A 22021-nucleotide genomic window follows, 5' to 3' on the forward strand; every position below is an offset into this window, starting at 1 on the left:
CGTCCATAACTAGCGAGAGATCATCGGGGATGACATGGCGCAGAAACCGAGCAAGCTGAAGGCCCTTCCGGCCGCGGAGCCGTCGCCGGACTATGTCCTCGACGCCCAGGTCGGCTTCCTGATGCGCGTGGCGATGCAGCGCCATACCTCCATCTTCATGACCAACATGATCGAGGATCTGACCCAGACGCAATTCGCCGTGCTGGCGAAGCTGCATGAGGTCGGCCCGAGTTCACAGAACCATCTGGGGCGGCTGGTCTATCTCGATGCCGCGACCATCAAGGGGGTTGTGGATCGGCTGGGTCTGCGCGGCTTCATCACCACCGGTAGTGACCCTACGGATCGCCGTCGCCGTGCGGTGTCGCTGACCGAGAAGGGCGCCCGTGTGGTCGATGCGGCAATCCGCGTTGCAGCGGAGGTCAGCGCCAAGACGCTGCGACCGTTGACGGCCGAAGAGCAGCGCACGCTGACGCGGTTGCTGAAGAAGATTACCTGATCAGACTTTGGCGTTGAGCAGCGCCTTCACGCGCTGCGGCGAGACCGGCAGCTGCGTGATAGCCCCGGGCTGGCCGAGCGCGTCGTCGATGGCCGCTGCAATCGCCGCGCCGACGGCATTGGTGCCGCCTTCACCGGCGCCCTTGAGCCCCATCGGGTTGAGCGGACTCGGCGCATCCTCGGAAATGATCACTTCGACATCAGGTACTTCGCGGGCCGTCGGCATCAAATAGTCCGCGAAGGTTACCGCCAGCGGTTCGCCGCGGTCGTCATAGGTGAACTCTTCATAAAGCGCACCACCGATGCCTTGGGCCACGCCGCCAACGATTTGGCCATCGACCAGCATCGGGTTGATAGCTTTGCCGATGTCATAGGCGACAAGATACCGCTCGACGCTGATGCCGCCTGTATCGCGCGCCAGCGAGACGACGGCGACATGGACGCCGTATGGGTAGGTCATATGCTTGGATTCGAACGACGCTTCGGCGAACAGGCCCGGTTCGCCATCACCAACCAGATTGCCTCCCGGTTTCAGCGCCTTTGCGATCTCGGCGAGCGTCATCGATGGGCCGGTACCGCCATCGAGGCGGACAATCTCGCCATCGACGATATCGAGTTGATCGGCCGTCAACTGCATCAATTCGGCTGCCGCAGCCAGAGCCTTGTCGCGCAGCTTCAGCGCGGCTTGCCGCGTCGCTTCGCCCGTCATCACGGAGACGCGTGAGGCGAAGGCGCCGAGGCCTCTGGCGATACGGTTGGTCTGGCCGTGGATCACGCTGACATTGTCATAGCTGGCGCCGAGTTTCTCTGCGCAAATCTGAGCGATGACAGTTTCGACGCCCTGGCCGACCGAAGCGGCGCCTGTGATGACTTCCACGAGCCCGTCGGTCCCGACATTGATCCGCACATCGTCGAATGGGCCAAGACCGCTTTTCTCGACGAACATGGCGACACCGGAGCCGACCAGTTCGCCCGCCTTGCGACGCGATGTAATCTGCGTCTGCAGGTCGTCCCAGCGGATGCCATTCAGCGCCTTGTCTAGCAACTTTGGATAGTCGCCTGAATCCAGCACGATGTCGGTGCCGAGCGTTTCCAATGCACGCGTGACCGGCATCTCGCTGGTCGCGATGAGGTTGCGGCGGCGGACCTCGACGCCGCTGATCCCCACTTTGGCCGCGACCGCATCCAGCAAGCGTTCGCGCACGAAGGTGCTCTCATAGCGGCCGGGCGCGCGATAGGTGCCGCCAGGCGTCTTGTTGGTCAGGCGGATATGGCCGAGCACGCGATAGGCGGGAATGCGATAGGGGCCGGGCAGCATCGCAGCGGCGAGGTCGGGCACGGTGGCGGCATGCGTGCGCATATAGCCGCCCTGATCGTGGAAGAACTCGTTGTCGATGGCCAGAATATTGCCGTCGCGATCGATCGCCGCGCGGATGTGATGGGTCTGCTGCCGCGAGTGATTGGCCGCGATCAGATGCTCGCGGCGATCCTCGATCCATTTCACGGGGCGGCCGAGGCGCAGCGCGGCCAGACACACCAGCACGTCCTCTGGATACATCTCGCCACGAATGCCGAAGCCGCCGCCGACATGGCCTTCGAACAGGTTGGTGTTTTCGGCAGTGCGGCCAAACATTTTCGCAAGCTGGTCGCGATTCCAGTGCGGGACCTTTGCCGCGCCGTACATTTCCAGCATGTCGGTCTCGGCGATATAGCGGCCGATGGCGCCGCGCGTCTCCAGGGGAACGCCGGAATGACGGCCGATAGAGAGCGAAAGGCTGACTACGGCATGCGCATTGGCGAACGCTCCATCGACGTCGCCATAACCTTTCTCGATCAGCGCGGTCTCGGTCGGTAGTCCGTCGCGGAACTCACCGATCTCGCCATCGGCCTGCAGGATCACCGGCAGTTCTTCTATCTCGACCTCGACATGCTCGGCGGCATCTTCGGCAAGATAGGGGTCTTCGGCGAACACGACGGCGACGGGATCGCCGACATAGCGCACCTTGTCCTTGGCCAGAATGGTCTGGCGATAGGCGGCGAGTTGCTCCAGCCGCGTCAGACGGAAATCAATCGGTGGAATCTCGGAGACATCGGCAAAGCTCCAGGCGGCGACCACGCCCGGAATCGCCAGAGCCGGCGCGAGATCGACCGAGACGATATTGCCGTGCGCGTAGTTCGAGCGCACCACACGCATATAGAGTTGGTTCGGGAAGTTGATATCGGCGGCAAACTTGCCCTGGCCGCGCAGCAGCGGGCCGTCTTCCTTGCGAGTGACGGATTGGCCAACCAGTCCCGGTTTGGCGGCAGCAGTCACGACTGGCGCATCTCCACCGCGGCGGCGCGGACCGCCTTGATGATGTTCTGATAGCCGGTGCAGCGGCACAGGTTCGACGACAGCACGTCGACCAGATCATGGTCGGAAATATCCGGCTCGCGCTCCAGCACGCCGACGGCGAGCATCAGGAAGCCGGGTGTGCAGAAACCGCATTGCAGCCCGTGGTTCTCCATGAAGGCGCGCTGCATCGGGTGCATCTCGTCGCCATCGGCGAGGCCTTCGACGGTGCGGATCTGCTTGCCGTCCGCCTGCTGCGCGAACATCAGGCACGAGCGCACCGGTTCGCCATTCACGAGCACGGTGCACGCGCCGCAGACGCCGTGCTCGCAACCGATATGCGTGCCGGTCTGGCCACAGTCCTCGCGGATCGCGTCGGCGAGGGTCCGGCGCGACTCCACGCGAATGGCGTGGGACTGGCCGTTGATTGTGAGGGTGATGTCGGTCTTGTCGCTCATGCAAGTTTTCCGTTGCTTGGCAATTTCCCGCTTGCGCGCAGGGCCGCACGAATACGCTGTGGCGTTGCCGGCATTTCATCGATGGAGATTCCGAATGGCGACAGCGCATCGTTGATTGCGGAGATCACCGCTGCCGGCGCGCCGATGGCGCCGCCTTCGCCGAGGCCCTTGGCCTTGGTGATGGAGTTACCGGTCAGGGTCTCGATGTGATGCAACTCGATCTCGGGAATTTCGTGCGTCGTCGGCGGCAGGAAATCCGCCAGCGTGCTGGTCAGGATATTGCCGGTCTCGTCATAGATGATCTCTTCCAGCAGCGCGTTGCCGATGCCCTGCGCGACGCCGCCATGGACTTGGCCGTCGGCGATCATCGGATTGATGATCAGCCCGGCATCCTCCGCGACCAGAAATTTCTCCATCTCGACGCGGCCAGTCTCGATATCGACCTCGACGATGGCGACATGGCAGGCATTGGAGAAGGTTCCGGATGGATCGTAAGTGCCGGTTTCGGTGAGACCCGGTTCGATCTCGCCCTTGAAGATGTGGGTCTGGTGATAGGCCGCACGCGCCATCGACGCGATGGTGACGGAGCGGTCGGTGCCGATCACATGCGCCGAGCCGGACTGCAGCGTGATGTCTTCGGGCGCTGCTTCAAGGAAATGGCTCGCCATCTTCAGCAGTTTGGCGCGGATCTTCTGCGCCGCAAGCAAGCTGGCGCCGCCCGAGAGCACCAGCGAGCGGCTGGCGAATGTGCCCCAGCCATAGGGCGAGCGGTCTGTGTCGCCGTGAACCACCTTGATGAATTCCGGATCGATGCCGATCTCGTCGGCGATGATCTGCGCCAGTGATGTGCGCAGTCCCTGGCCATGCGGCGACGAGCCGATCCGCGCTTCGACGAAGCCCGAGGGATCGATGGTCAGATACACCGTCTCGAAGCCCGGCGTGATCTCCATCCCGCGTGCCGCGAAAGCCGGGCTGCCATAGCCAGTACGCTCGGAGAAGGTGGCAAGGCCGATCCCGAGATAGCGGCCGGCATCGCGCGCGATCTTCTGGCGCTTGCGGAATGCGTCGAGGTCGATGGCCTTGATGGCCATCTCCATGGTTTCCTTGTAGCTGCCGTCGTCGAAGACGAGACCGGTCGCTGATGTATAGGGAAATTTGTCGATGAGGTTTCGGCGACGCAATTCAGTCGGTTCAATGCCGAAGGCTGCGGCAGCCTTGTCCATCAGCCGTTCGAGCACGAAGGTGATGACCGGCCGCGAGACGCCGCGATAGGGCGCCATCGGACAGGTATTGGTCATCACGCCGCGCGAGCGACAATCATAGGCGCGGACGTCATAGGGGCCGGGGAGTTCGGCCAGCGCCATCAAGGGCTCGACGCCGCAGGTCGTCGGGAAACAGGAATAGGCGCCGATATTGGCGACGATATCGCCGCGCAAAGCGAGCAGCTTGCCGCTCTTGTCGAACGCGCCTTCGAGCTGCACATGCTGGTCGCGGCTGTGAAAGCTCGCAATCAGGTTTTCGCGGCGATCCTCGGTCCAGGCCACGGAGCTGCGCAATTTGCGCGCCAGCCAGACCAGCAGCACATATTCCGGCGCCAGCGACATCTTCTGGCCGAAGCCGCCACCGACATCGGGGGCGACGACGCGCAGATCGGATTCCGGAATGCCGAGAATGTCGCACACCGCCGTGCGCGTCAGATGCGGCATCTGCGTGGTGCAGGTCAGCGTCACGCGGCCGGTCGATGCGTCATAGGAGGCATGACCCGCGCGGGCCTCCATAGGCGTCGCATTCTGACGGTGCGAGCGCGCTTCAACATGCAGCACCTTGTGTGCGGTCTTCCAAACATCCTCGAAGCCGGGTGTCGCGATGCGACCCTCGACGATTACGTTGTGCTTGGTGTCGGCGTGAACCAGCGGAGCGCCTTCGGCAAGCGCATCCATCGCATCGATCAGCGGTGCGCCTTCGGATATCTCGACCTCGACCTGATCGGCAATGTCCTCCGCCTGATCCTTGCTCGGCGCGTAGACGGCCGCGATGGACTCACCTGTGAACCGCACCACTCCATCGGCAAGGATCGGCTGACCGACCGCGACATAATTGAACTTGCTCAGCATCGGCCGGATCGGCTTCAGCTTTGCGAGGTCCTTGGCCGTGACGGTGCCTGCGCCCCCTGGTGCCGTAATATTCTCGATCGTTCCGGCGGCCACGCTGCTGCGGACGAAGCGCACCCAGTGTGTGGCCGGCATATCCGCGGTGAAGCGGCCGCGGCCGGTGACGAGGGCGGGATCCTCGAGCCGGCGGATCGAGCGCCCAACCCAGGTCGTGCCGGTGCCCTTGGTGTGGATCGTCATTGCGTCGACCGCTCCAGCGCGCGGCGCGTCACGGCGCGGACCAGATCGCAGCGATATTCGGCCGTGGTCTGAATATCCTCCAGCGGTTCGATTGCATTCGCTGCGGCTTCACCGGCGGCGACGAACAGGTCCGGCGAGGGAACCTGACCGTTCAACACGTCTTCGGCCTCAGTGATCCGTCGCGCACGATCCTCGGCACCGCCAATGCCGACATGTGCATCGGCGATCAGGCCATCGACGAGACGATAGGTAACGAGTGCGGCAGACATCGCAAAATCGCCCGCACGGCGGCTGAATTCATAGAAGCCGAACTTGGTATCGTCGGGCAGCAGCGGCAACCGCGCTTCGGCGAGGAACTCATCCTCGGCCAGCGATGTCGACATGATGCCTTCGAGGAAATCGGTGACGGGCACGATGCGTTCGCCGCGCACACTTTTCACCACTAGATTGGCGTCCAGCGTTGCCGCGACGAGGCACCATTCCGATGCAGGGTCGGCATGGGCGAGGCTGCCGCAAAACGTGCCGCGCATCCGGATCGGATAATGCGCGATGTGGCTGACGACGAAAGCGAGGAGCTTACCAAGCGGACCGTCGATGACAGGCTTGTGGAATGCGCCGTGGCGCACCCGCGCGCCAATCGAGAGATAGTCGCCGTCGACAGCGAGGCGGTCGAGCCCTTCGACCTCATTGATATCGATCAAGTGTGCTGGCCGCGCCATGCGGAACGCCATGATCGGCACCAGGCTCTGGCCGCCCGCCAGAATGCGGCCATCGAGCGGCGCAAACTCGGCCAATGCACTCACAACTTCATCCACGGTGCGTGGGACGTGTCGCGTGAACGGCGCCGGCTTCATATGGAAAAACCCCGGGCAGGAGGGCCAAAATTCACTTGTATGCTAACAATCGTCTTTTGGAAGTCAATCAGTGTCGCTGACGCAAAACGGGGCGTTCGCCGCCTGCGTTTTGATCACGTGGTGACAGTAGAATGGGGATAGCTGAATTCGCCGAGTCGAGCGCGCTAAGTTTCAGGCGATATCGCGCTGCAGCGCGAAGTCATCCAGCAATGGCGAGCGTTTGCCCGCGATCATCCCGCCGATCAGTTGCGCTGCGAGATAACTGAAGGTGATGCCGTTCCCGCCATAACCATAGGCGGCATAGAGATGCGGATGGCCGGGCACGGGTCCGATCAGCGGCAGCCCATCGCGCGTGGTGTCGAAAGTGCCGGCCCAGCGATAGTCGATGGCAAGTTCGGCGCGTGGCCAGAGCGATGCGAGCTTCTCCTTCAGCGCACGTGCCTTGGCAGGGATCAGGGCATCGCGTGCATCGGGATCGATGATCTCGTCGCTGTCTTCGCCGCCGATGATGATGCGGCCGGATGCGGTGGTTCGGGCGTAGAGATAATCCTTGCTGTCTTCCCAGATCAGTACGCCGTCGCGCCAGAGTCTGTCCGGCTGCGGCTTCGTCGCGATCGCCCAGCTTGAAGAGGGTTTCTGTACCGTTGTGTGCACGATATCGGGCATAACATAGCCGGTGGCCAGCACGACGTGGCGGGCCTCGACGGTATGGCCGTCAGTCAATTGAACGCCGACGGCGTGGCCTGCGGAGTCGAACGCGGCCGTCTCCGCCTCGAATAATCGCGCGCCGCGCGCCGTGGCGACATTCAGCAGTCCCAGTGCCAGTTGCAACGGATCGGAATCTGCCGAGTCCGGCGAGACGATGGCACCCGCCCGGGCAATGTCGTATTCGGACAGGAGGGTCTTGTGATCGAGGAGTGTGCCGGGCAGGCCGGCGCGCGCGCGAAGCGCGTGCTCGTCGATCAGCCCTTTGGCACTCTCGCCTGCGGCAAGATAGAGCGAGTCCTTCGCACGCATGTCGCATCGCAGGTTGAGCGTCCGGACCAGCGCCTTCAATCCATGGACGGCGTCATAGCTGGCGCGATAGGCACGCGCGGCGCGCTCATAGCCATAGAGATGTGTCAGCTCCTCCAGCGAACGATCGATCTCCCACAGCAGCATCGACGTGCTCGCTACTGTACTGCCGCGCCCAGGCAATTCGCGATCGACGATCACCACATCCAGTCCCTGCCGCGTCAGTTGCTCGGCCATCAGGGCGCCGGTGATGCCGCCGCCGACGATCAGGGCATCGCATGTGATGTCTTCGGTAAGGGGCCGACGGGGGGCATGCTGCAGGCCGGCAAACCACGGCGAATGTCCGCCGCGCAAATCAGCGTGCTCGGTGGTATCGGGATTGAGATCGGAAATGGGGCACCATGAGGCTGGGGAAGGAAGGCGCTGTCCGCGCCTCGTACCGAAGTCACGTGACAATTTCCCGGGCCCCGTTCCGTTCCCTGGGGGAGCGCGCTGGTGCGCAGGCTGCTCCAGATTCTCGCAGGCCACAGCGCGGTCCCGAGCCGGCTTCTCTATGACCTTGGATCAGAGATAAGTGATTTCAATGGGTTAGATACCCGTAGCAAGATCGGCGCGGTGACGTTAAACAGGCGCCAAACCAAACCAGACGATGTGAGCCGGACCAACCGGGGCTTTACCGCTCCAGCGTGGTTTCTATCTCATTCATTGCTCAAAGGACGCCGCGACCGTGACCATGAACAGCCTGCCTTTGCCGCAGCTTTCCCTCCCGAAAGACAAGATCAAAATCCTTCTGCTCGAAGGCGTGAACGACAGCGCGGTCGAGCTGATCGAGGCGGCGGGCTATTCGAGCGTGACGCGGCTCTCCAAGGCGCTCGGTGGCAATGAGCTGAAGGAAGCACTCAAGGGCGTACACATTCTCGGTATCCGGTCGCGCACGCAGATCACCCAGGACGTGCTCGATGCCGCGGACCGGCTGATCGCGATCGGTTGCTTCAGCGTCGGCACCAATCAGGTGGATATCGACGCGGCGCGCCGTAGTGGCATTCCCGTGTTCAACGCGCCGTTCTCGAATACGCGCTCGGTTGCCGAACTGGTGATCGGCGAGATCGTCATGCTGTTCCGCCGGATCATCTCGCGCTCCAATCTGGCGCATGAAGGCGGTTGGGAGAAATCGGCCAATAACAGCTATGAGGTGCGCGGCAAGACGCTTGGTATCGTTGGCTACGGCAGCATTGGCTCGCAGCTCTCGAACCTGGCGGAAGCGCTGGGCATGCGCGTGATCTTCTATGATCACACCGATCGACTGCGTCACGGCAACACCGAGCCTGTCGGAAGCCTGCAGGAACTGCTGGCGCAGAGCGATGTGGTCAGCATGCATGTGCCGGAAACCCCGGCCACGCAGGGGATGATCGGTCGCGACGAGTTCGCCGCCATGAAGGACGGCGCCTATTTCATCAACAACAGCCGCGGCACCGTGGTCGATCTCGATGCGCTGGCTGATGCACTGCGCCAGGGCAAATTGCGTGGCGCGGCCGTCGACGTATTCCCCGTCGAGCCAAGCTCCAATCAGGAGCGCTTCGTTACTCCGCTGCAGGGTCTGGAGAACGTCATCCTGACGCCGCATGTCGGCGGCTCCACCGAAGAGGCTCAGGAGCGCATCGGCGCCGAAGTCGCACGCAAACTGATCGATTACAGCGACAGCGGGTCGACTATGGGCACGGTGAACTTCCCGCAGGTGCAACTGCCGGCGCGTCCGTCAGGCACCCGGTTCATTCAGGTTCAGCGCAACGTTCCGGGCATGCTGGGGCGGCTGAACGAAGTGCTGGCGCGCCATGCGGTCAACATCGCCGCGCAATATTACGAGACCAACAACGACATCGGCTATGTCGTCCTTGACGCCGATGCATCGGCGGCGGATAGCGAGCGGGTGCTGGCAGACATTCGGGCGCTCGAAGGTACGATCCGCGCCCGCTTGTTGTATGAATACAAGGACTGAGCTGTAGTTCGGCTCCACGAACGACATCGAAAGTCGATTTCTCTGCACGGGCCGCGGCGCCAGTCAGGCTGCTCGCCGCTATGAAAACAGGGCGACCATATTAGTAGACGACGGCGGCCCATCGAACCATCGCCAGAGCTCTTCACGTTCCCTTTGATTTGCGCATCTTGAGCTGCTGCAGATTGTCGTCGTAATGACAGCGACAGGAACGAAATGGTTGCGCGCAACAGTCGGCCGTGACGATGTCTGGAGCGTTCCAGAAAAGCGCAGCCTATTACGTTGCCGCGTTCAGGAAAAGCATGGCTCGCCGACGAGAGCGCTGCGTCTATCTTCCTGCCAAATTTCAACGGCACTGATTTTGAGTCTTTCAAAGCACCTTTGGAATCTTTCCAGACACGATTTCAACTGACTCGATTCGTCGATGATCGAGGCATTCTAAATCGCAGCGCGTGCATTAGCGTTGCGGTGACGATGGCGTCTCTCTAGTGAAGCGCTGCAGATCACGAGCAATCGGACGTTGCCGATGAGGCACAGGCGGCTAACGCGGAATGCGATTCTGCGGAGAAAATGATTCACGTTGAGTGTCGGCCCTGCTCGGACGCGGAGAGCGGATCTCGGAGCTATGGTCGTTGCAGGCCACGTGCGGAACCATTTCGCGTCGGCCGACGTGCTGTTGATGAAGGACTTTCTGGGAATGCGACTTGCAGGTGGGGTTCGGACGGTGGCTCGCTTTGGCGTGACACTACTAGGTGGCGTGGCGTTTGTGGCGTGGTTTGAATCGCCTGCTCAATCCCAAACACCGCAAGGCGCCACCGCTCTTCCTCCTGTGACCGTCGATGCTCCGACGCAGCGGTTGGTCCGCCGCGCACCAATCAAACGAAATGTCGCCGGGGTCCGATCAACTTCGCGGCGCGCCACGGTGTCTGACGCCCCGCAAACGCAAATCGTCGCGGCGCAATCGCGGCCGTCGCAGCCGGGTGTCGTGCCCGCCTTTGCAGGCGGCCAGGTCGCTCAAGGCGGACGGCTGGGACTGCTCGGAAACACCGATACGATGAAGTCGCCGTTCAATATGACGAGTTACACGGACAAGTTCATCCGGGATCAGCAGGCGGCGACGGCTGCGGATGCCTTGATCTTGGATCCTTCCGTGCGCAGTTCCCACCCAACGGGCGGTGTGCTCGATTCCTTCAACATTCGCGGCTTCCCGGTCAACGAAGGCAACAGCGGTGAGTTCGCCTTCGAGGGCCTTTATGGGATCGCACCGACATACCGCATCTTCACGGATTACGTCGAGCGCATCGAAGTGCTCAAGGGCCCCTCAGCCGCGCTCTCGGGCATTGCGCCCAATGGCGGCGTCGGCGGCGTCATCAATGTCGTGCCCAAGCGCGCGGGAGAGGACTTGACTCGCTTCACCGCAAGTTACGGTTCTGCCGCACAGTTCGGTGGCCACTGGGATATTGCGAGGCGTTACGGTGACAGCAAGGAATGGGGCGTGCGCGTCAACGGCAGCCTGCGCGACGGCGATACGCCCATTGACCGCCAGTCCGAAACGACAGGTGTCGGATCGCTGGCCCTTGACTATCAGGGCGAACGGTTCAGGTCCTGGCTCTACCTCATCGCCCAGACCGATCGGTTCGACGCTCCGTCACGTCCCTTTCTCATGGCTCCCGGCCTGCAAGTATCAAAGGCGCCGGATGGTCGGTTGAACATGACGCAACCATGGGAATGGTCGCACATCAACGATCAATCTGCCTTGCTGCGGACCGAATACGATGTAAGCGATCAGGTTACGCTGTTCGCCGACGTGGGCGGATCTCGGACTAACGTCGAGCGATTCTTCGGTCTTCCGACGATCATCAATACGAGCGGTGACACGACCGCAACGCCTCAATTTTTCGGGCTTAGCATCGATCGAACCACATATGATGGTGGCGTCCGCGCCCGCTTCGATACCGGCGTCGTCCACCACGCGGTCGCCTTCCAGGCTTCGGTCTATCATGACGCGCTGTACCGGCGACTCACCAATGGCAGTCTGGTCACGTCGAACATCTATAATCCGACGGTGGCGCCGACCCAGTTCGCGAACGAGATCAGCGAGCGCCCTCGGCTCTCGGACAGTGAACTCACGGGGCTCTCGATTGCTGACACCTTGTCCGTGCTCGATGAGCGTGTCTTGTTGACTTTGGGTGTCCGGCGCCAGGGCATCGAGGCGAACAACTATCTCTCCAATGTCGGAACGCTCACGTCGTCCTACGACAGGAGCGCGACTACCCCAGTGGTTGGTCTCGTCATCCGGCCCCGGGACAACGTCTCTCTGTACGCGAACTATATCGAAGGTCTAAGCCGAGGCGACGTCGCGCCCCAGACCGCTTCCAATTTCGGCGAAGTACTCTCGCCCTACATCGCCAAGCAGTACGAGGCCGGCATCAAGCTGGACTTCGGTCGGTTCGCCACCACCTTCAGCGCCTTCGAGATATCGAAGGCGAGCGGCGAGCTGTCCGGCGGACGCTTCGCGGCGACCGCCGAACAGCAAGTCCGTGGGCTCGAATTCAACGTCTATGGCGAACTCATGCCCGATATCCGTGTCCTCGGAGGCTTGTCGCTGCTGGATGGCACCCTGACGAAGACCGCTGTCGCGGCTAACGTGGGTAACACGCCAATCGGCGTTCCGAACGTACAGGCCAATATTGGCGCCGAGTGGGATCTCCCGTGGGTGAGGGGGCTCACTTTGAATGGGGCAGTCATCTACACGGGCAAGCAGTTCGTCGATACAGCGAACAAGCAACCCATTCCGGACTGGACGCGACTCGATCTCGGTACCCGTTACACGACGGCAATCAACGGCAGGAAGACGGTTTTCCGCGCGAACGTTCAGAATGTGACCGGTGCGAATTACTGGTCCAGCGTGGCCTCATTCGGAACGTTCTTCCTGGGAGCACCGCGTACGTATCTCCTGTCGATGACCGTGGACATATAATCGCTGCTCTTGGGTCATCCGGTACCGCAATACTGTGCCGGCGAGGGGAAATCTCCGCGAACAGGACTGAGATCTGATCAAGCAGTTGAAAAGAAAGGAAAATGCTTTAGCTCTGTGGCTCTGACCATATGTCAGCCCAAAAATCAGATACACGAACTAAAATCACAAAGTTCAATGAAAACAATATGTTATACTGCCGCTTTTCCATTGCCCCGATGATGGACTGGACTGACCGGCATTGCCGCGTCTTCCATCGTCTGCTGTCGCGACGGGCGCGGCTCTATACGGAGATGCTGACGACGGGCGCCGTGATCCATGGCGACCGCGCGCGGCTGCTTGGATTCGACGCGAGCGAACATCCGGTGGCGTTGCAGCTGGGCGGTTCGGAGCCGGCGCACCTTGCGGAGGCTGCGAAGATCGGCGCGGATTTCGGCTATGACGAAATCAACATCAATGTTGGCTGCCCCTCGGATCGTGTGAAGGACGGGCGCTTCGGGGCGTGCCTGATGGCCGAGCCGGATCTGGTGGCGCGCGGTGTGGCCGCGATGAAGCAGGCTGTCGATGTGCCGGTCACCGTCAAGTGCCGTATCGGCATCGACGATCAGGATCCCGAAGTCGCACTCGATACGCTGGCACGCGCGGTGGTCGCCGCCGGCGCCGACGGCCTGATCGTGCATGCGCGCAAGGCGTGGCTCAACGGCCTGTCGCCGAAAGAGAACCGCAATATTCCGCCGCTGAACTACGACCGCGTCTATCGGCTCAAGGCGGCAATGCCCGGCGTGCCGATCATCATCAATGGCGGCATCATAGGCATCACTGAAGCCGCCGAACATCTGGCGCATGTGGATGGCGCGATGCTCGGCCGCGCGGCCTATCAGGAGCCGTGGCGGCTGCTGTCGGTGGATCCCGAATTGTTCGGCGAGCCCGCGCCCCATGCGACGATGAAAGACGCCTTCGCGGCGATGATGCCCTATATCGAGGATCAACTCGCGCAGGGCACGCGGCTGCATTCGATCACCCGGCATTTTGTCGGCGCGTTCCACGGCGTGCGCGGCGCACGCGCATTCCGGCGTTATCTGGCGGAGAATGGCGTCAAGCATGGTGCGAGCATCAATGTCCTGCGCGAGGCAATTGCGTTGGTCGAGGATGAGCCTGCGGAGTCGGTCGCGGCCTAGTTACGGATAGCCGCGCAGCATCAGCCTGTCTGCGCGCACTTCCCAGCTCTCCAGTCGATCGAGAAAGCTCATCCCGAGTAGATTGGTCTTCATCTGTCCACGCGGCACCACCAGTGCCGGGACGGATCGCTCGACCAGCTTGCCGACGGCGAGGCGATCCAGCGTCAATCGTGCCGCCTTGGTGCGACCACCCGCAGTTTCCACATCGACATTGTAGTCGAGCAATTCGAGCGGCAGGCCCGCGGCCTTTGCGGTTTCATAAGTCAGCACCACCGAGGTTGCGCCGGTATCGATCACCATCGCCGTCTGGACGCCGTTGATCTTGACCTGAAGCCCGAACTCGCCAGTGTTGCCGCGCGGGACGTCGACCAGCCGCAGTGGCGGCGGGCTCTGCTTGCGCAAAATTTCTGTGACGAGATTGCCGGCCTTGGAGATCTGCTTGGGATCGCCATAGGCGAGGGCGGCGCCTGCCGTCGCGACAATGACGATGACGAGAAGAAAGACCCGACTCATGGCGAGCCTCTCAGGTGGCCGCGGATGTCCTCTTCGCGGCGTATGTCGACGAAGGCTCCAGCCCCGCCTCGGCCATGCGGGCCGGCAGCAGTGCCATCGTATCCAGACGCTCCGCGCTGTCCATTTTTCCCCAGCGCGCGATCTCCGGCAGCGTGCGTCCGCAGCCGAGGCAGAGCTTGGTCTTGGGGTCGATGAAGCAGACTGCGATGCACGGCGTTTCTTTGCTCATCCAGTAATATTGAAGCGGATCGGCTCGCTTGCGCAAGCGTCGAAATCACAGCCCGGTTCCTGCATTCATGATGGGTTTGTTACGGGCCCGACGCTTTTCGTCGGCGACGTTCATCTCGTAATCGGGTTGCAACGGTGGTCCATCGGGCGCCATCGGAGCAAGCGCGGACATCACACGCTCCGGCGGGAAAGTGATGATCACCTCGGTGCCGATCCGCAGTTTCGATTTCAGCGTGAATGTGCCGCCATGCATGTCGATCAGGCTCTTGGCGATCGGCAGACCGAGACCGGCACCCTGTTCGGCCGATTTGATCGAGTTCGATCCCTGGCCGAAGGAGGCCAGCACGATCGGGATCTCGTCTTCGGCGATGCCCGAGCCGGTGTCCCTGCAGCTCAGATACTGGCCGCCGGAGGCGGTCCAGCCGACCTTGAGCCAGATCTCGCCGCCCTGTGGCGTGAACTTGATCGAATTCGACAGCAGGTTCAGCACGATCTGCCGACAAGCGCGCTCGTCGCCCCAGACCCGCGGCATGCCGTGTTCGAACACTTCGTGGATGGTGATGCCGCGGCTCGATGCGCGCAGCTTCAGGAGGTGATGGCAGTCCGCGACGACATGCACGAGCGAGACGGCTTCTTCATTCAGCTCGTAGCGGCCGGCTTCGATGCGGGACAGATCGAGGATCTCGTTGATCAGATTCAACAGATGCACGCCGGAATTATGGATGTCGGCCGAGTAGTCCTTGTAGACCGGCACGGCATGGCCACCGAAGATCTCGCTCTTCATCACTTCGGAAAAGCCGAGAATGGCGTTCAGCGGTGTACGCAGTTCATGGCTCATCTGCGCGAGGAAGCGCGACTTGGCGACATTGGCGGCTTCGGCGCGGTGGCGCGCTTCGTCGGAGATGGCCTTGGCCTGTTCGAGTTCGCCGATCAGGGCGTCCTTCTCGGCGCGGGCTTCCAGTGTCGCGAGCGTGGTCGAATGCAGCCGCTGCGCCAGAAGCGCGAAATAGCCTTCGGCTGCGACGGCGAGAACGGCCAGCACGTAGTTGTCGAAGGTACCGCGCAGGATGAAGCTCAGCGCCACGCCGAGCGTCACCGGCGCGGTGGCGGCAAAGGCGGCAATCGGCAGGCTCGCGGCGAGCATGCTGGAGACCGCGACCACCAGCAGCATCAGGAACATCATCAGCGAATTGGAGACGACGTCGACGCCGGTCGGATGCACCAGGATCACCGTCCACGACAGGCCGTAGAGCAGGTCCAGAAAGATAAAGCGCAGCCGCCATTTATGCGTGCTGTTGGGTGTCGGTGTTTCCGCCAGATAGCGATTGCAGGCGCGCAGGATCACCGCGTGAATGCACAGCATGCCGCATGACCATGCGGCGGCCGGCAGCGGCTGCATCCAGAACCCGAACAGGATGCCTGTGCCGACCACCAGCAGCGTGATGACGAGCGAGGCGGAGAGGCGGGTCTGGGCGTATTGGCGGAGCAGTTCGCGATCGAAAGCGGGGCGTGTTCCTGAAGTCGAGGTCAGCCGGTCGCGCGCTTCGCGCACCCGCTGTTGTGCCGCCCGGCGATTGCGCGGCGGAACAGCGACGGGCGTTTCAGCCGGAAGCTGGACGACCTCGGGCCTGGCGGCGGGCTCACTCATCACTCGTACACAAATCCTGCACGCAAACGCGCGCGGTTTTTCACAGACCCTATCTGTGCCGCACAATCATTAAGAGGTGCCTTAAAGAACGAAGTAATCCGGTTAATATTCAATAAAAATGGTATCGACGGAGGGCACCTGTACGGCGCCGCTCCACCGTGATTTGTTCAGCAAACCTAGATGGTTACCGGGGTAATCTTGCCAAGAGGCTTGAAGTGTCCCACCGCTTGCCACCGAGCGCTTCGACCTCGCCGTAGAACTGATCGACAGTGGCCGTGACCGGCAGGCTGGCACCGTTGCGGCGGGCCTCGGCGAGACAGATCGAGAGGTCCTTGCGCATCCATTCGACGGCGAAGCCAAAGTCGAATTTTCCGTCATTCATGGTCTTGTGACGGTTCTCCATCTGCCACGACTGCGCGGCGCCCTTGGAGATCACCTCGACCACCGCATTGACGTCGAGACCGGCCTTCTTGGCGAAGTGAATGCCTTCGGACAGTGCCTCGACGAGGCCGGCGATGCAGATCTGGTTGACCATCTTGGTGAGCTGGCCGGAGCCTGCGGGACCGAGCAGCTTCTGCATCTTGGCGTAGGCCGTGATGATCGGCTCGACCTTCGCATAGGCCGCTTGGGTGCCGCCGCACATTACGGTCAGGGCGCCGTTCTCTGCGCCAGCTTGGCCGCCCGACACCGGCGCGTCGATGAACTGGAAGCCGGCTTTGGTCGCCGCGGCATCGAGCTCGCGGGCCACTTCGGCGGAGGCGGTGGTGTGATCGACGAAGATCGCGCCCTTAGTCATGCCGCTGAATGCGCCGTCAGCGCCGATGGTGACCGAGCGCAGGTCGTCGTCATTGCCGACGCAGCACATCACGAAGTCCTGGCCTTCGGCAGCCGCTTTTGGGGTCGGTGCGGACTTGCCGCCGAACTTCTCGACCCACGCTTTGGCCTTGGCTGCGTTGCGGTTGTAGACGGTGACCTCGTGGCCGCCCTTGGTGGCAAGGTGACCGGCCATGGGGAAACCCATGACGCCGAGACCGATAAATGCAACTTTGGCCATGTCCGTACCCTTTGGATGCTGTCGGCTTTGCTGCCGAACGTCGACTGTTGGGAAGTGAGGCGCCGCCCTGGTTGGTGGCGGCGAGATCGCTGGTGATGAGGAGCGCCAGCATAGTCGCTGCACAGGACGCGGCAAAGCCCCCGTTACCGCTCATGGCTGCAGCCGCTTATGGTGCGCTGCAAAAGAAAATCTGGTGCCGGTCTTGTGCCAGAGCAATCTCGGAATTCTCAACATAGCCTAGAAACGGCATGGACTTAGGGCGGAAGTTCTCTATCTGTGCGGTCTAGTTTGTCCGTCGATCGGGAGACACGCATTGAGCGTTTCGCAGCAGCAGGTTCTGGATGGTCTGGCCAAGGTGACATCGCCGCGCGGCGTGCCGCTGATCCATGCGGATGTTTTGTCCGAGATCGTCGTGACCGACGGCAAGGTGCTGTTTTCGATCAATGTGGACGCCGCTGAAGCGCGGGCCTGGGAAAGCGTGCGCGCGCAGGCGGAAGCCGCAGTGCGAGCGATCCCTGGTGTCACCGGTGCAATGGTCGCGCTGACCGCCGAGCGCAAGCCGGGCAGCGCACCGCCTGCGCCGCAGCGCCACGACCACGCAGGACATTCCCATGGTCCCGGTGGGCATTCGCATGGTCCGCAATCGGGCGGCGTGCAGCCGGTCTCGGCGCATCGCCCGCACGCGAACCCGGCCAACTCCCCAATGTCAAAACAGGCTGAGATTCCCGGCGTTGCCGCGATCATCGCGGTGGCCTCGGGGAAGGGCGGTGTCGGCAAGTCCACGACGGCGCTCAATCTGGCGCTGGGCCTGCGCGATCTCGGCCTGAAGGTAGGTCTGCTCGACGCCGATATCTATGGTCCTTCGGTGCCGCGGCTGACCGGCATCAATGAAAAGCCGACCCTGGACGACAACAGGAAGATGATCCCGATCGAGCGCTTCGGTCTGTCGATCATGTCGATCGGCTTCCTCGTCGAGGAGGAGACCGCGATGATCTGGCGCGGGCCGATGGTGATGTCGGCGATCACCCAGATGCTGCGCGACGTCGCCTGGGGCACGCTCGACGTGCTTATCGTCGACATGCCCCCCGGCACCGGCGATGCACAACTCACGCTGGCGCAGAACGTGCCCCTGAAGGGTGCTGTGATTGTCTCGACGCCGCAGGATCTGGCGCTGATCGATGCGAGGCGCGGCCTTGCGATGTTTACCAAGGTCAATGTGCCCGTGCTCGGCATCATCGAGAATATGAGTTATTTCCAGTGCCCGGAATGCGGCACGCGCTCCGACATTTTCGGCCATGGCGGCGCCCGTCACGAGGCCGAGCGGCTCAAGGTGCCGTTCCTCGGCGAAGTGCCGCTGCATATGTCCATCCGCGCCATGTCGGATGCCGGCACGCCGGTGGTCGTGAGCGAGCCCAACGGCCCGCACGCCGCGATCTATCGGGCCATCGGCACGCAGATCCGCGACCGGTTGCAGGGCGTTATTGCGGCAGCGTAACCCGGCCGGTGGCCGGGGCCGAGATGTCGCATAGAACTTTCGTTCAATTGGGCTGGCAACGACGTTCGTCGTGTTTTCCGCGGCCGAATAACCGTGTTAGACAGCCTCTGCACCAGAGCGTCTTCGGTTGAATCGCGCAACGATTTGCCGCTGAATATGCTCAAAGGAATTCTAGGGAAAACGCCCGCAAAAGGAGAGCTTGAATGAAGCGTCGTGAGTTTTTGAAGGTTTCGACGGCCGGCGCCGCGGTGGCCGCCGTTGCCTCGCCGGCGATCGCGCAGTCCGCGCCCGAGGTCAAATGGCGCCTCGCATCGAGCTTCCCGAAGTCGCTCGACACCATCTATGGCGGCGCCGAGATGATGGCGAAGCAGGTCGCCGAAATGACCGACAACAAATTCCAGATCCAGGTCTTCGCGGCCGGTGAACTGGTCCCCGGTCTGCAGGCGCTCGACGCGACATCGAACGGCACCGTCGAAATGTGCCACACTGTGTCCTACTACTATGTCGGCAAGGATCCGACCTTCGCGATCTATGCGTCGGTCCCGTTTGGCCTGAACGCACGTCAGCAGAATTCCTGGTGGTACCAGGGCGGCGGCGAGCAGCTCGGCAACGAGTTCTTCAAGAAATTTGGCGTCATCGGTCACCCTTGCGGCAATACGGGCACGCAGATGGGCGGTTGGTTCCGCAAGGAGATCAAGACTGTTGCTGATCTCTCCGGCCTCAAGATGCGCATCGGCGGCATCGCCGGTCAGGTGCTGCAGAAGGTCGGCGTCGTGCCGCAGCAGCTCGCGGGCGGCGACATCTATCCGTCACTGGAAAAAGGCACCATCGATGCTGCCGAGTGGGTCGGTCCCTATGACGACCAGAAGCTCGGCTTCCAGAAGGTCGCGAAGTACTACTACTATCCAGGTTTCTGGGAAGGTGGCCCGACGGTCCACGCCTTCACCAACCTCGAGAAGTACAACGCGCTGCCGAAGAGCTATCAGGCGATCCTCACCAATGCCTGCGCCAATGCCAACAGCTGGATGGCCGCTCGTTACGACATGCAGAATCCGGCAGCACTGAAGCAGCTCGTCGCCGGTGGCACGCAGTTGCGTCCGTTCACCAATGAAGTTCTGGATGCGTGCCTCAAGGCCACCAACGAACTCTGGGCTGAAATCTCCGCGAAGAACGCCGACTTCAAGAAGTCGATCGACGCGATGCAGGCCTATCGTTCGGACGAATATCTGTGGTGGCAGGTCGCCGAATACACCTTCGACAGCTTCATGATCCGCTCGCGTACCCGCGGCTGATCTTAAGCCTCGATCAAACATGAAGCCCGCCCTTCGCGAGAAGGTCGGGCTTTTTGCATTGCGTCGCTCAAATCGCCGTGGCTTCTCGCTGGAACCTGGCCCATGCTGCTCCCAACGCCCTCGCCAAGAAGGGCGCTGACACATTCACATCCAGGGAGCACATCATGAAGCGTCGTGAGTTCATCAAGGCTGCCGGTCTGGGGGCTGCCGGTGCGGCTATTGCCACGCCGGCCATCGCGCAATCTTCGCCGGAGATCAAATGGCGGTTGACGTCGAGCTTTCCGAAATCGCTCGATACGATCTATGGCGCCAGCGAGGTATTCGCCAAGGCCGTTGCCGAGGCCACCGACAACAAATTCCAGATCCAGGTATTTGCCGCCGGTGAGATCGTTCCCGGTCTGCAGGCGCTGGATGCGGCCTCCAACGGCACCGTGGAGATGTGCCACACGGCGGCCTACTATTATGTAGGCAAGGATCCAACCTTCGCGTTCGGTACTGCGGTTCCGTTCGGACTCAACAGCCGGATGCAGACCTCGTGGTTGCAGGTGGGCGGTGGCGCCGAACTCTTCAATGAATTTCTCAAAGGCTACAACGTCATCGGATTCGCGGCCGGCAACACCGGCTGCCAGATGGGCGGCTGGTTTCGCAAGGAGCTGAAGGAGCCATCCGACCTCAGTGGTCTCAAAATGCGCATCGGCGGCTTCGCCGGCCGTGTGCTCACCAGGCTCGGGCTCGTTCCGCAACAGGTGGCCGCCGGCGATATCTACCCGTCGCTGGAAAAGGGCACCATCGACGCCGCCGAATGGGTCGGACCTTACGATGATGAAAAGCTCGGTTTCCAGAAGGTCGCTAAATATTACTACTATCCCGGCTTCTGGGAAGGCGGTCCGACACTGCACAACATGGTCAACCTCGCTAAGTGGGAGCAGCTTCCTGCCAGCTACAAGTCGATCATCAGGACCGCCTCGTCGCTCGCTAACGAAACCATGCAGGCACGCTACGACGCCTACAACCCGCCGGCGCTGAAGCGCCTTGTGGCCGGTGGCACGCAGCTGCGGCCGTTCCCCGCATCCATCATGGATGCGTCGCTGAAGGCTGCCAACGATGTTTATGCCGAGACCTCGGCCAGCAATGCGGCGTTCAAGAAAGTCTATGACAGCATGGTGGCCTTCCGCGGCGACCAGTACACTTGGTGGCAGGTCGCCGAGTACAGCTTCGACAGTTTCATGATCCGCTCGCGCACCCGTAGCTGATCGAAGAGTGTTTCGAAAAAAGGAGCCCGGCCTTCGTGAGAAGGCTAGGCTTCTTGTTGAAGCGGTCTCCCTTCGCCGGTGCGCGGATCGCGAATCCGCTAAGTGTTCTGTTCCTGGAGGGAGCCGAATTTGCCATGACCGAATCTGAAATCGAAACGGCCACCGACATTCTTGCCGGGGCGCGCCGCAGCGGAACGCAGATCGAAGCGCTGCCCGTCACGCCATCTTCGGTTGCGGAGGCGCACGAGATTCAGGATCGGGTTGCTGCGCGGGTCGGAGAGCCCATCGGTGCCTTCAAGGCCGGCGCGCCGCCCGAGGGCGAACCGACACGCGGTCTGATCGAAGCCCGGATGGTCCGTTCGAGCCCGGCGCATATGTCGGTGGCCGAAGTCCCGCATCTTGGCGTCGAGGGCGAGGTCGCCTTCCGCTTTACCCGCGATCTGCCGGCGCGCAGCGCGCCCTACACGCGCGACGAGGTCGCGAAGGCCGTCGCGGTGCTTCCGGTGATCGAAGTGGTTTCAAGCCGCTTCCGCGATCCGCTCAGTCGACCGAAGATGGAACAGCTCGCCGATTGCGGCATCAATGCCGGGCTGGTCACCGGTCCCGAACTCGCCGACTGGTCGCATCTCGATCTGCCGAACCTGCAGATGACCTTTATTGTGAATGGCGAGACGCAGGTCGCGCGCAAGGGTGGCCACCCCACCGACGACCCGATCGCAGGCGCTGTCGCGCTGGTGAATATGATGCGCGACGGCGTGAAGGCTGGCCAGGTCGTGACCACAGGTAGCTGGACGGGACTGCCGTTCTTCAAACCGGGCGATCGGTGCACCGTCCGGTTCGAGGGGCTGGGCGAAGCCGAAGTGGTGTTCGACGGCTAAGCCCGACT

General features: G+C 62.1%; 17 protein-coding genes. 8 read left to right on the forward strand and 9 right to left on the reverse strand.

Annotation, left to right across the window (positions count from 1 at the left end; all coding sequences use genetic code 11):
* The first annotated feature begins 34 nt into the window (after positions 1-34).
* Positions 35-496, forward strand: a complete 462-nt coding sequence (locus AB8B20_RS00150) for a MarR family winged helix-turn-helix transcriptional regulator (protein ID WP_439071231.1) — start codon at positions 35-37, stop codon at positions 494-496.
* On the opposite strand, the gene AB8B20_RS00155 is transcribed toward AB8B20_RS00150, so the two are convergent.
* From AB8B20_RS00155 to AB8B20_RS00175, 5 genes are all read right to left on the reverse strand, one after another.
* The gene (locus AB8B20_RS00155; RefSeq protein WP_439071233.1) at positions 497-2809 is read right to left on the reverse strand and encodes a xanthine dehydrogenase family protein molybdopterin-binding subunit; all 2313 of its coding nucleotides are present in this window, start codon (positions 2807-2809) and stop codon (positions 497-499) included.
* Positions 2806-3285 (reverse strand): (2Fe-2S)-binding protein, encoded by a 480-nt coding sequence (locus AB8B20_RS00160; protein ID WP_439071234.1) that lies wholly within the window; start codon positions 3283-3285, stop codon positions 2806-2808. The genes AB8B20_RS00155 and AB8B20_RS00160 overlap by 4 nt, the downstream gene beginning before the upstream one ends.
* Positions 3282-5636, reverse strand: a complete 2355-nt coding sequence (locus tag AB8B20_RS00165; RefSeq protein ID WP_439071235.1) for a xanthine dehydrogenase family protein molybdopterin-binding subunit — start codon at positions 5634-5636, stop codon at positions 3282-3284. Before AB8B20_RS00165 ends, AB8B20_RS00160 begins: the two co-directional genes overlap by 4 nt.
* Entirely contained in the window at positions 5633-6490 is an 858-nt protein-coding gene (locus AB8B20_RS00170; RefSeq protein WP_439071236.1) for an FAD binding domain-containing protein, read from the reverse strand. Before AB8B20_RS00170 ends, AB8B20_RS00165 begins: the two co-directional genes overlap by 4 nt.
* 171 nt (positions 6491-6661) lie before the next feature.
* Positions 6662-7858 carry an NAD(P)/FAD-dependent oxidoreductase gene (locus AB8B20_RS00175; protein WP_439071237.1) on the reverse strand — a complete coding sequence of 399 codons (1197 nt, stop codon included), beginning with the start codon at positions 7856-7858 and terminating at the stop codon, positions 6662-6664.
* Between the two features lie 379 nt (positions 7859-8237).
* Here AB8B20_RS00175 and serA point away from each other — a divergent pair, with 379 nt between their 5' ends.
* From serA to dusA, 3 genes are all read left to right on the forward strand, one after another.
* Complete coding sequence (serA, locus tag AB8B20_RS00180; RefSeq protein ID WP_089267132.1) at positions 8238-9500, forward strand: phosphoglycerate dehydrogenase; 1263 nt, start codon at positions 8238-8240, stop codon at positions 9498-9500.
* Between the two features lie 622 nt (positions 9501-10122).
* The gene (locus tag AB8B20_RS00185) at positions 10123-12477 is read left to right on the forward strand and encodes a TonB-dependent receptor (protein WP_439071239.1); all 2355 of its coding nucleotides are present in this window, start codon (positions 10123-10125) and stop codon (positions 12475-12477) included.
* A 185-nt stretch (positions 12478-12662) separates the two neighbouring features.
* The gene (gene dusA, locus AB8B20_RS00190) at positions 12663-13652 is read left to right on the forward strand and encodes a tRNA dihydrouridine(20/20a) synthase DusA (RefSeq protein ID WP_439071240.1); all 990 of its coding nucleotides are present in this window, start codon (positions 12663-12665) and stop codon (positions 13650-13652) included.
* Here dusA and AB8B20_RS00195 read toward each other — a convergent pair whose 3' ends face one another.
* The 4 genes from AB8B20_RS00195 to AB8B20_RS00210 form a co-directional block, all read right to left on the reverse strand.
* On the reverse strand, positions 13653-14165 hold the full coding sequence (locus tag AB8B20_RS00195; RefSeq protein ID WP_175367389.1) for a TIGR02281 family clan AA aspartic protease: 513 nt from the start codon (positions 14163-14165) through the stop codon (positions 13653-13655).
* Between the two features lie 10 nt (positions 14166-14175).
* Complete coding sequence (locus tag AB8B20_RS00200; protein ID WP_068730727.1) at positions 14176-14394, reverse strand: DUF1289 domain-containing protein; 219 nt, start codon at positions 14392-14394, stop codon at positions 14176-14178.
* A gap of 45 nt (positions 14395-14439) precedes the next feature.
* A complete protein-coding gene (locus tag AB8B20_RS00205) occupies positions 14440-16041 on the reverse strand; it encodes a sensor histidine kinase (protein WP_439071241.1) in 1602 nt (533 codons plus the stop codon).
* 184 nt (positions 16042-16225) lie between these two features.
* Entirely contained in the window at positions 16226-17095 is an 870-nt protein-coding gene (locus tag AB8B20_RS00210; protein WP_439071242.1) for an NAD(P)-dependent oxidoreductase, read from the reverse strand.
* Between the two features lie 313 nt (positions 17096-17408).
* Between AB8B20_RS00210 and apbC the strand changes: the two genes are divergently transcribed.
* The 4 genes from apbC to AB8B20_RS00230 all read left to right on the forward strand — a co-directional run bounded on the left by apbC (position 17409) and on the right by AB8B20_RS00230 (position 22013).
* A complete protein-coding gene (gene apbC / locus AB8B20_RS00215; protein ID WP_068730555.1) occupies positions 17409-18590 on the forward strand; it encodes an iron-sulfur cluster carrier protein ApbC in 1182 nt (393 codons plus the stop codon).
* Positions 18591-18793: 203 nt separating this feature from the next.
* Positions 18794-19882 carry a TRAP transporter substrate-binding protein gene (locus AB8B20_RS00220; protein ID WP_089267138.1) on the forward strand — a complete coding sequence of 363 codons (1089 nt, stop codon included), beginning with the start codon at positions 18794-18796 and terminating at the stop codon, positions 19880-19882.
* A gap of 164 nt (positions 19883-20046) precedes the next feature.
* Entirely contained in the window at positions 20047-21135 is a 1089-nt protein-coding gene (locus AB8B20_RS00225) for a TRAP transporter substrate-binding protein (protein ID WP_439071244.1), read from the forward strand.
* Positions 21136-21269: 134 nt separating this feature from the next.
* A complete protein-coding gene (locus tag AB8B20_RS00230; protein ID WP_439071245.1) occupies positions 21270-22013 on the forward strand; it encodes a 2-keto-4-pentenoate hydratase in 744 nt (247 codons plus the stop codon).
* The last annotated feature ends 8 nt before the right edge of the window (positions 22014-22021 follow it).

It is taken from the genome of Tardiphaga sp. 866_E4_N1_4 (assembly GCF_052076075.1).
GTDB classification, from domain to species: Bacteria; Pseudomonadota; Alphaproteobacteria; order Rhizobiales; family Xanthobacteraceae; genus Tardiphaga; species Tardiphaga robiniae.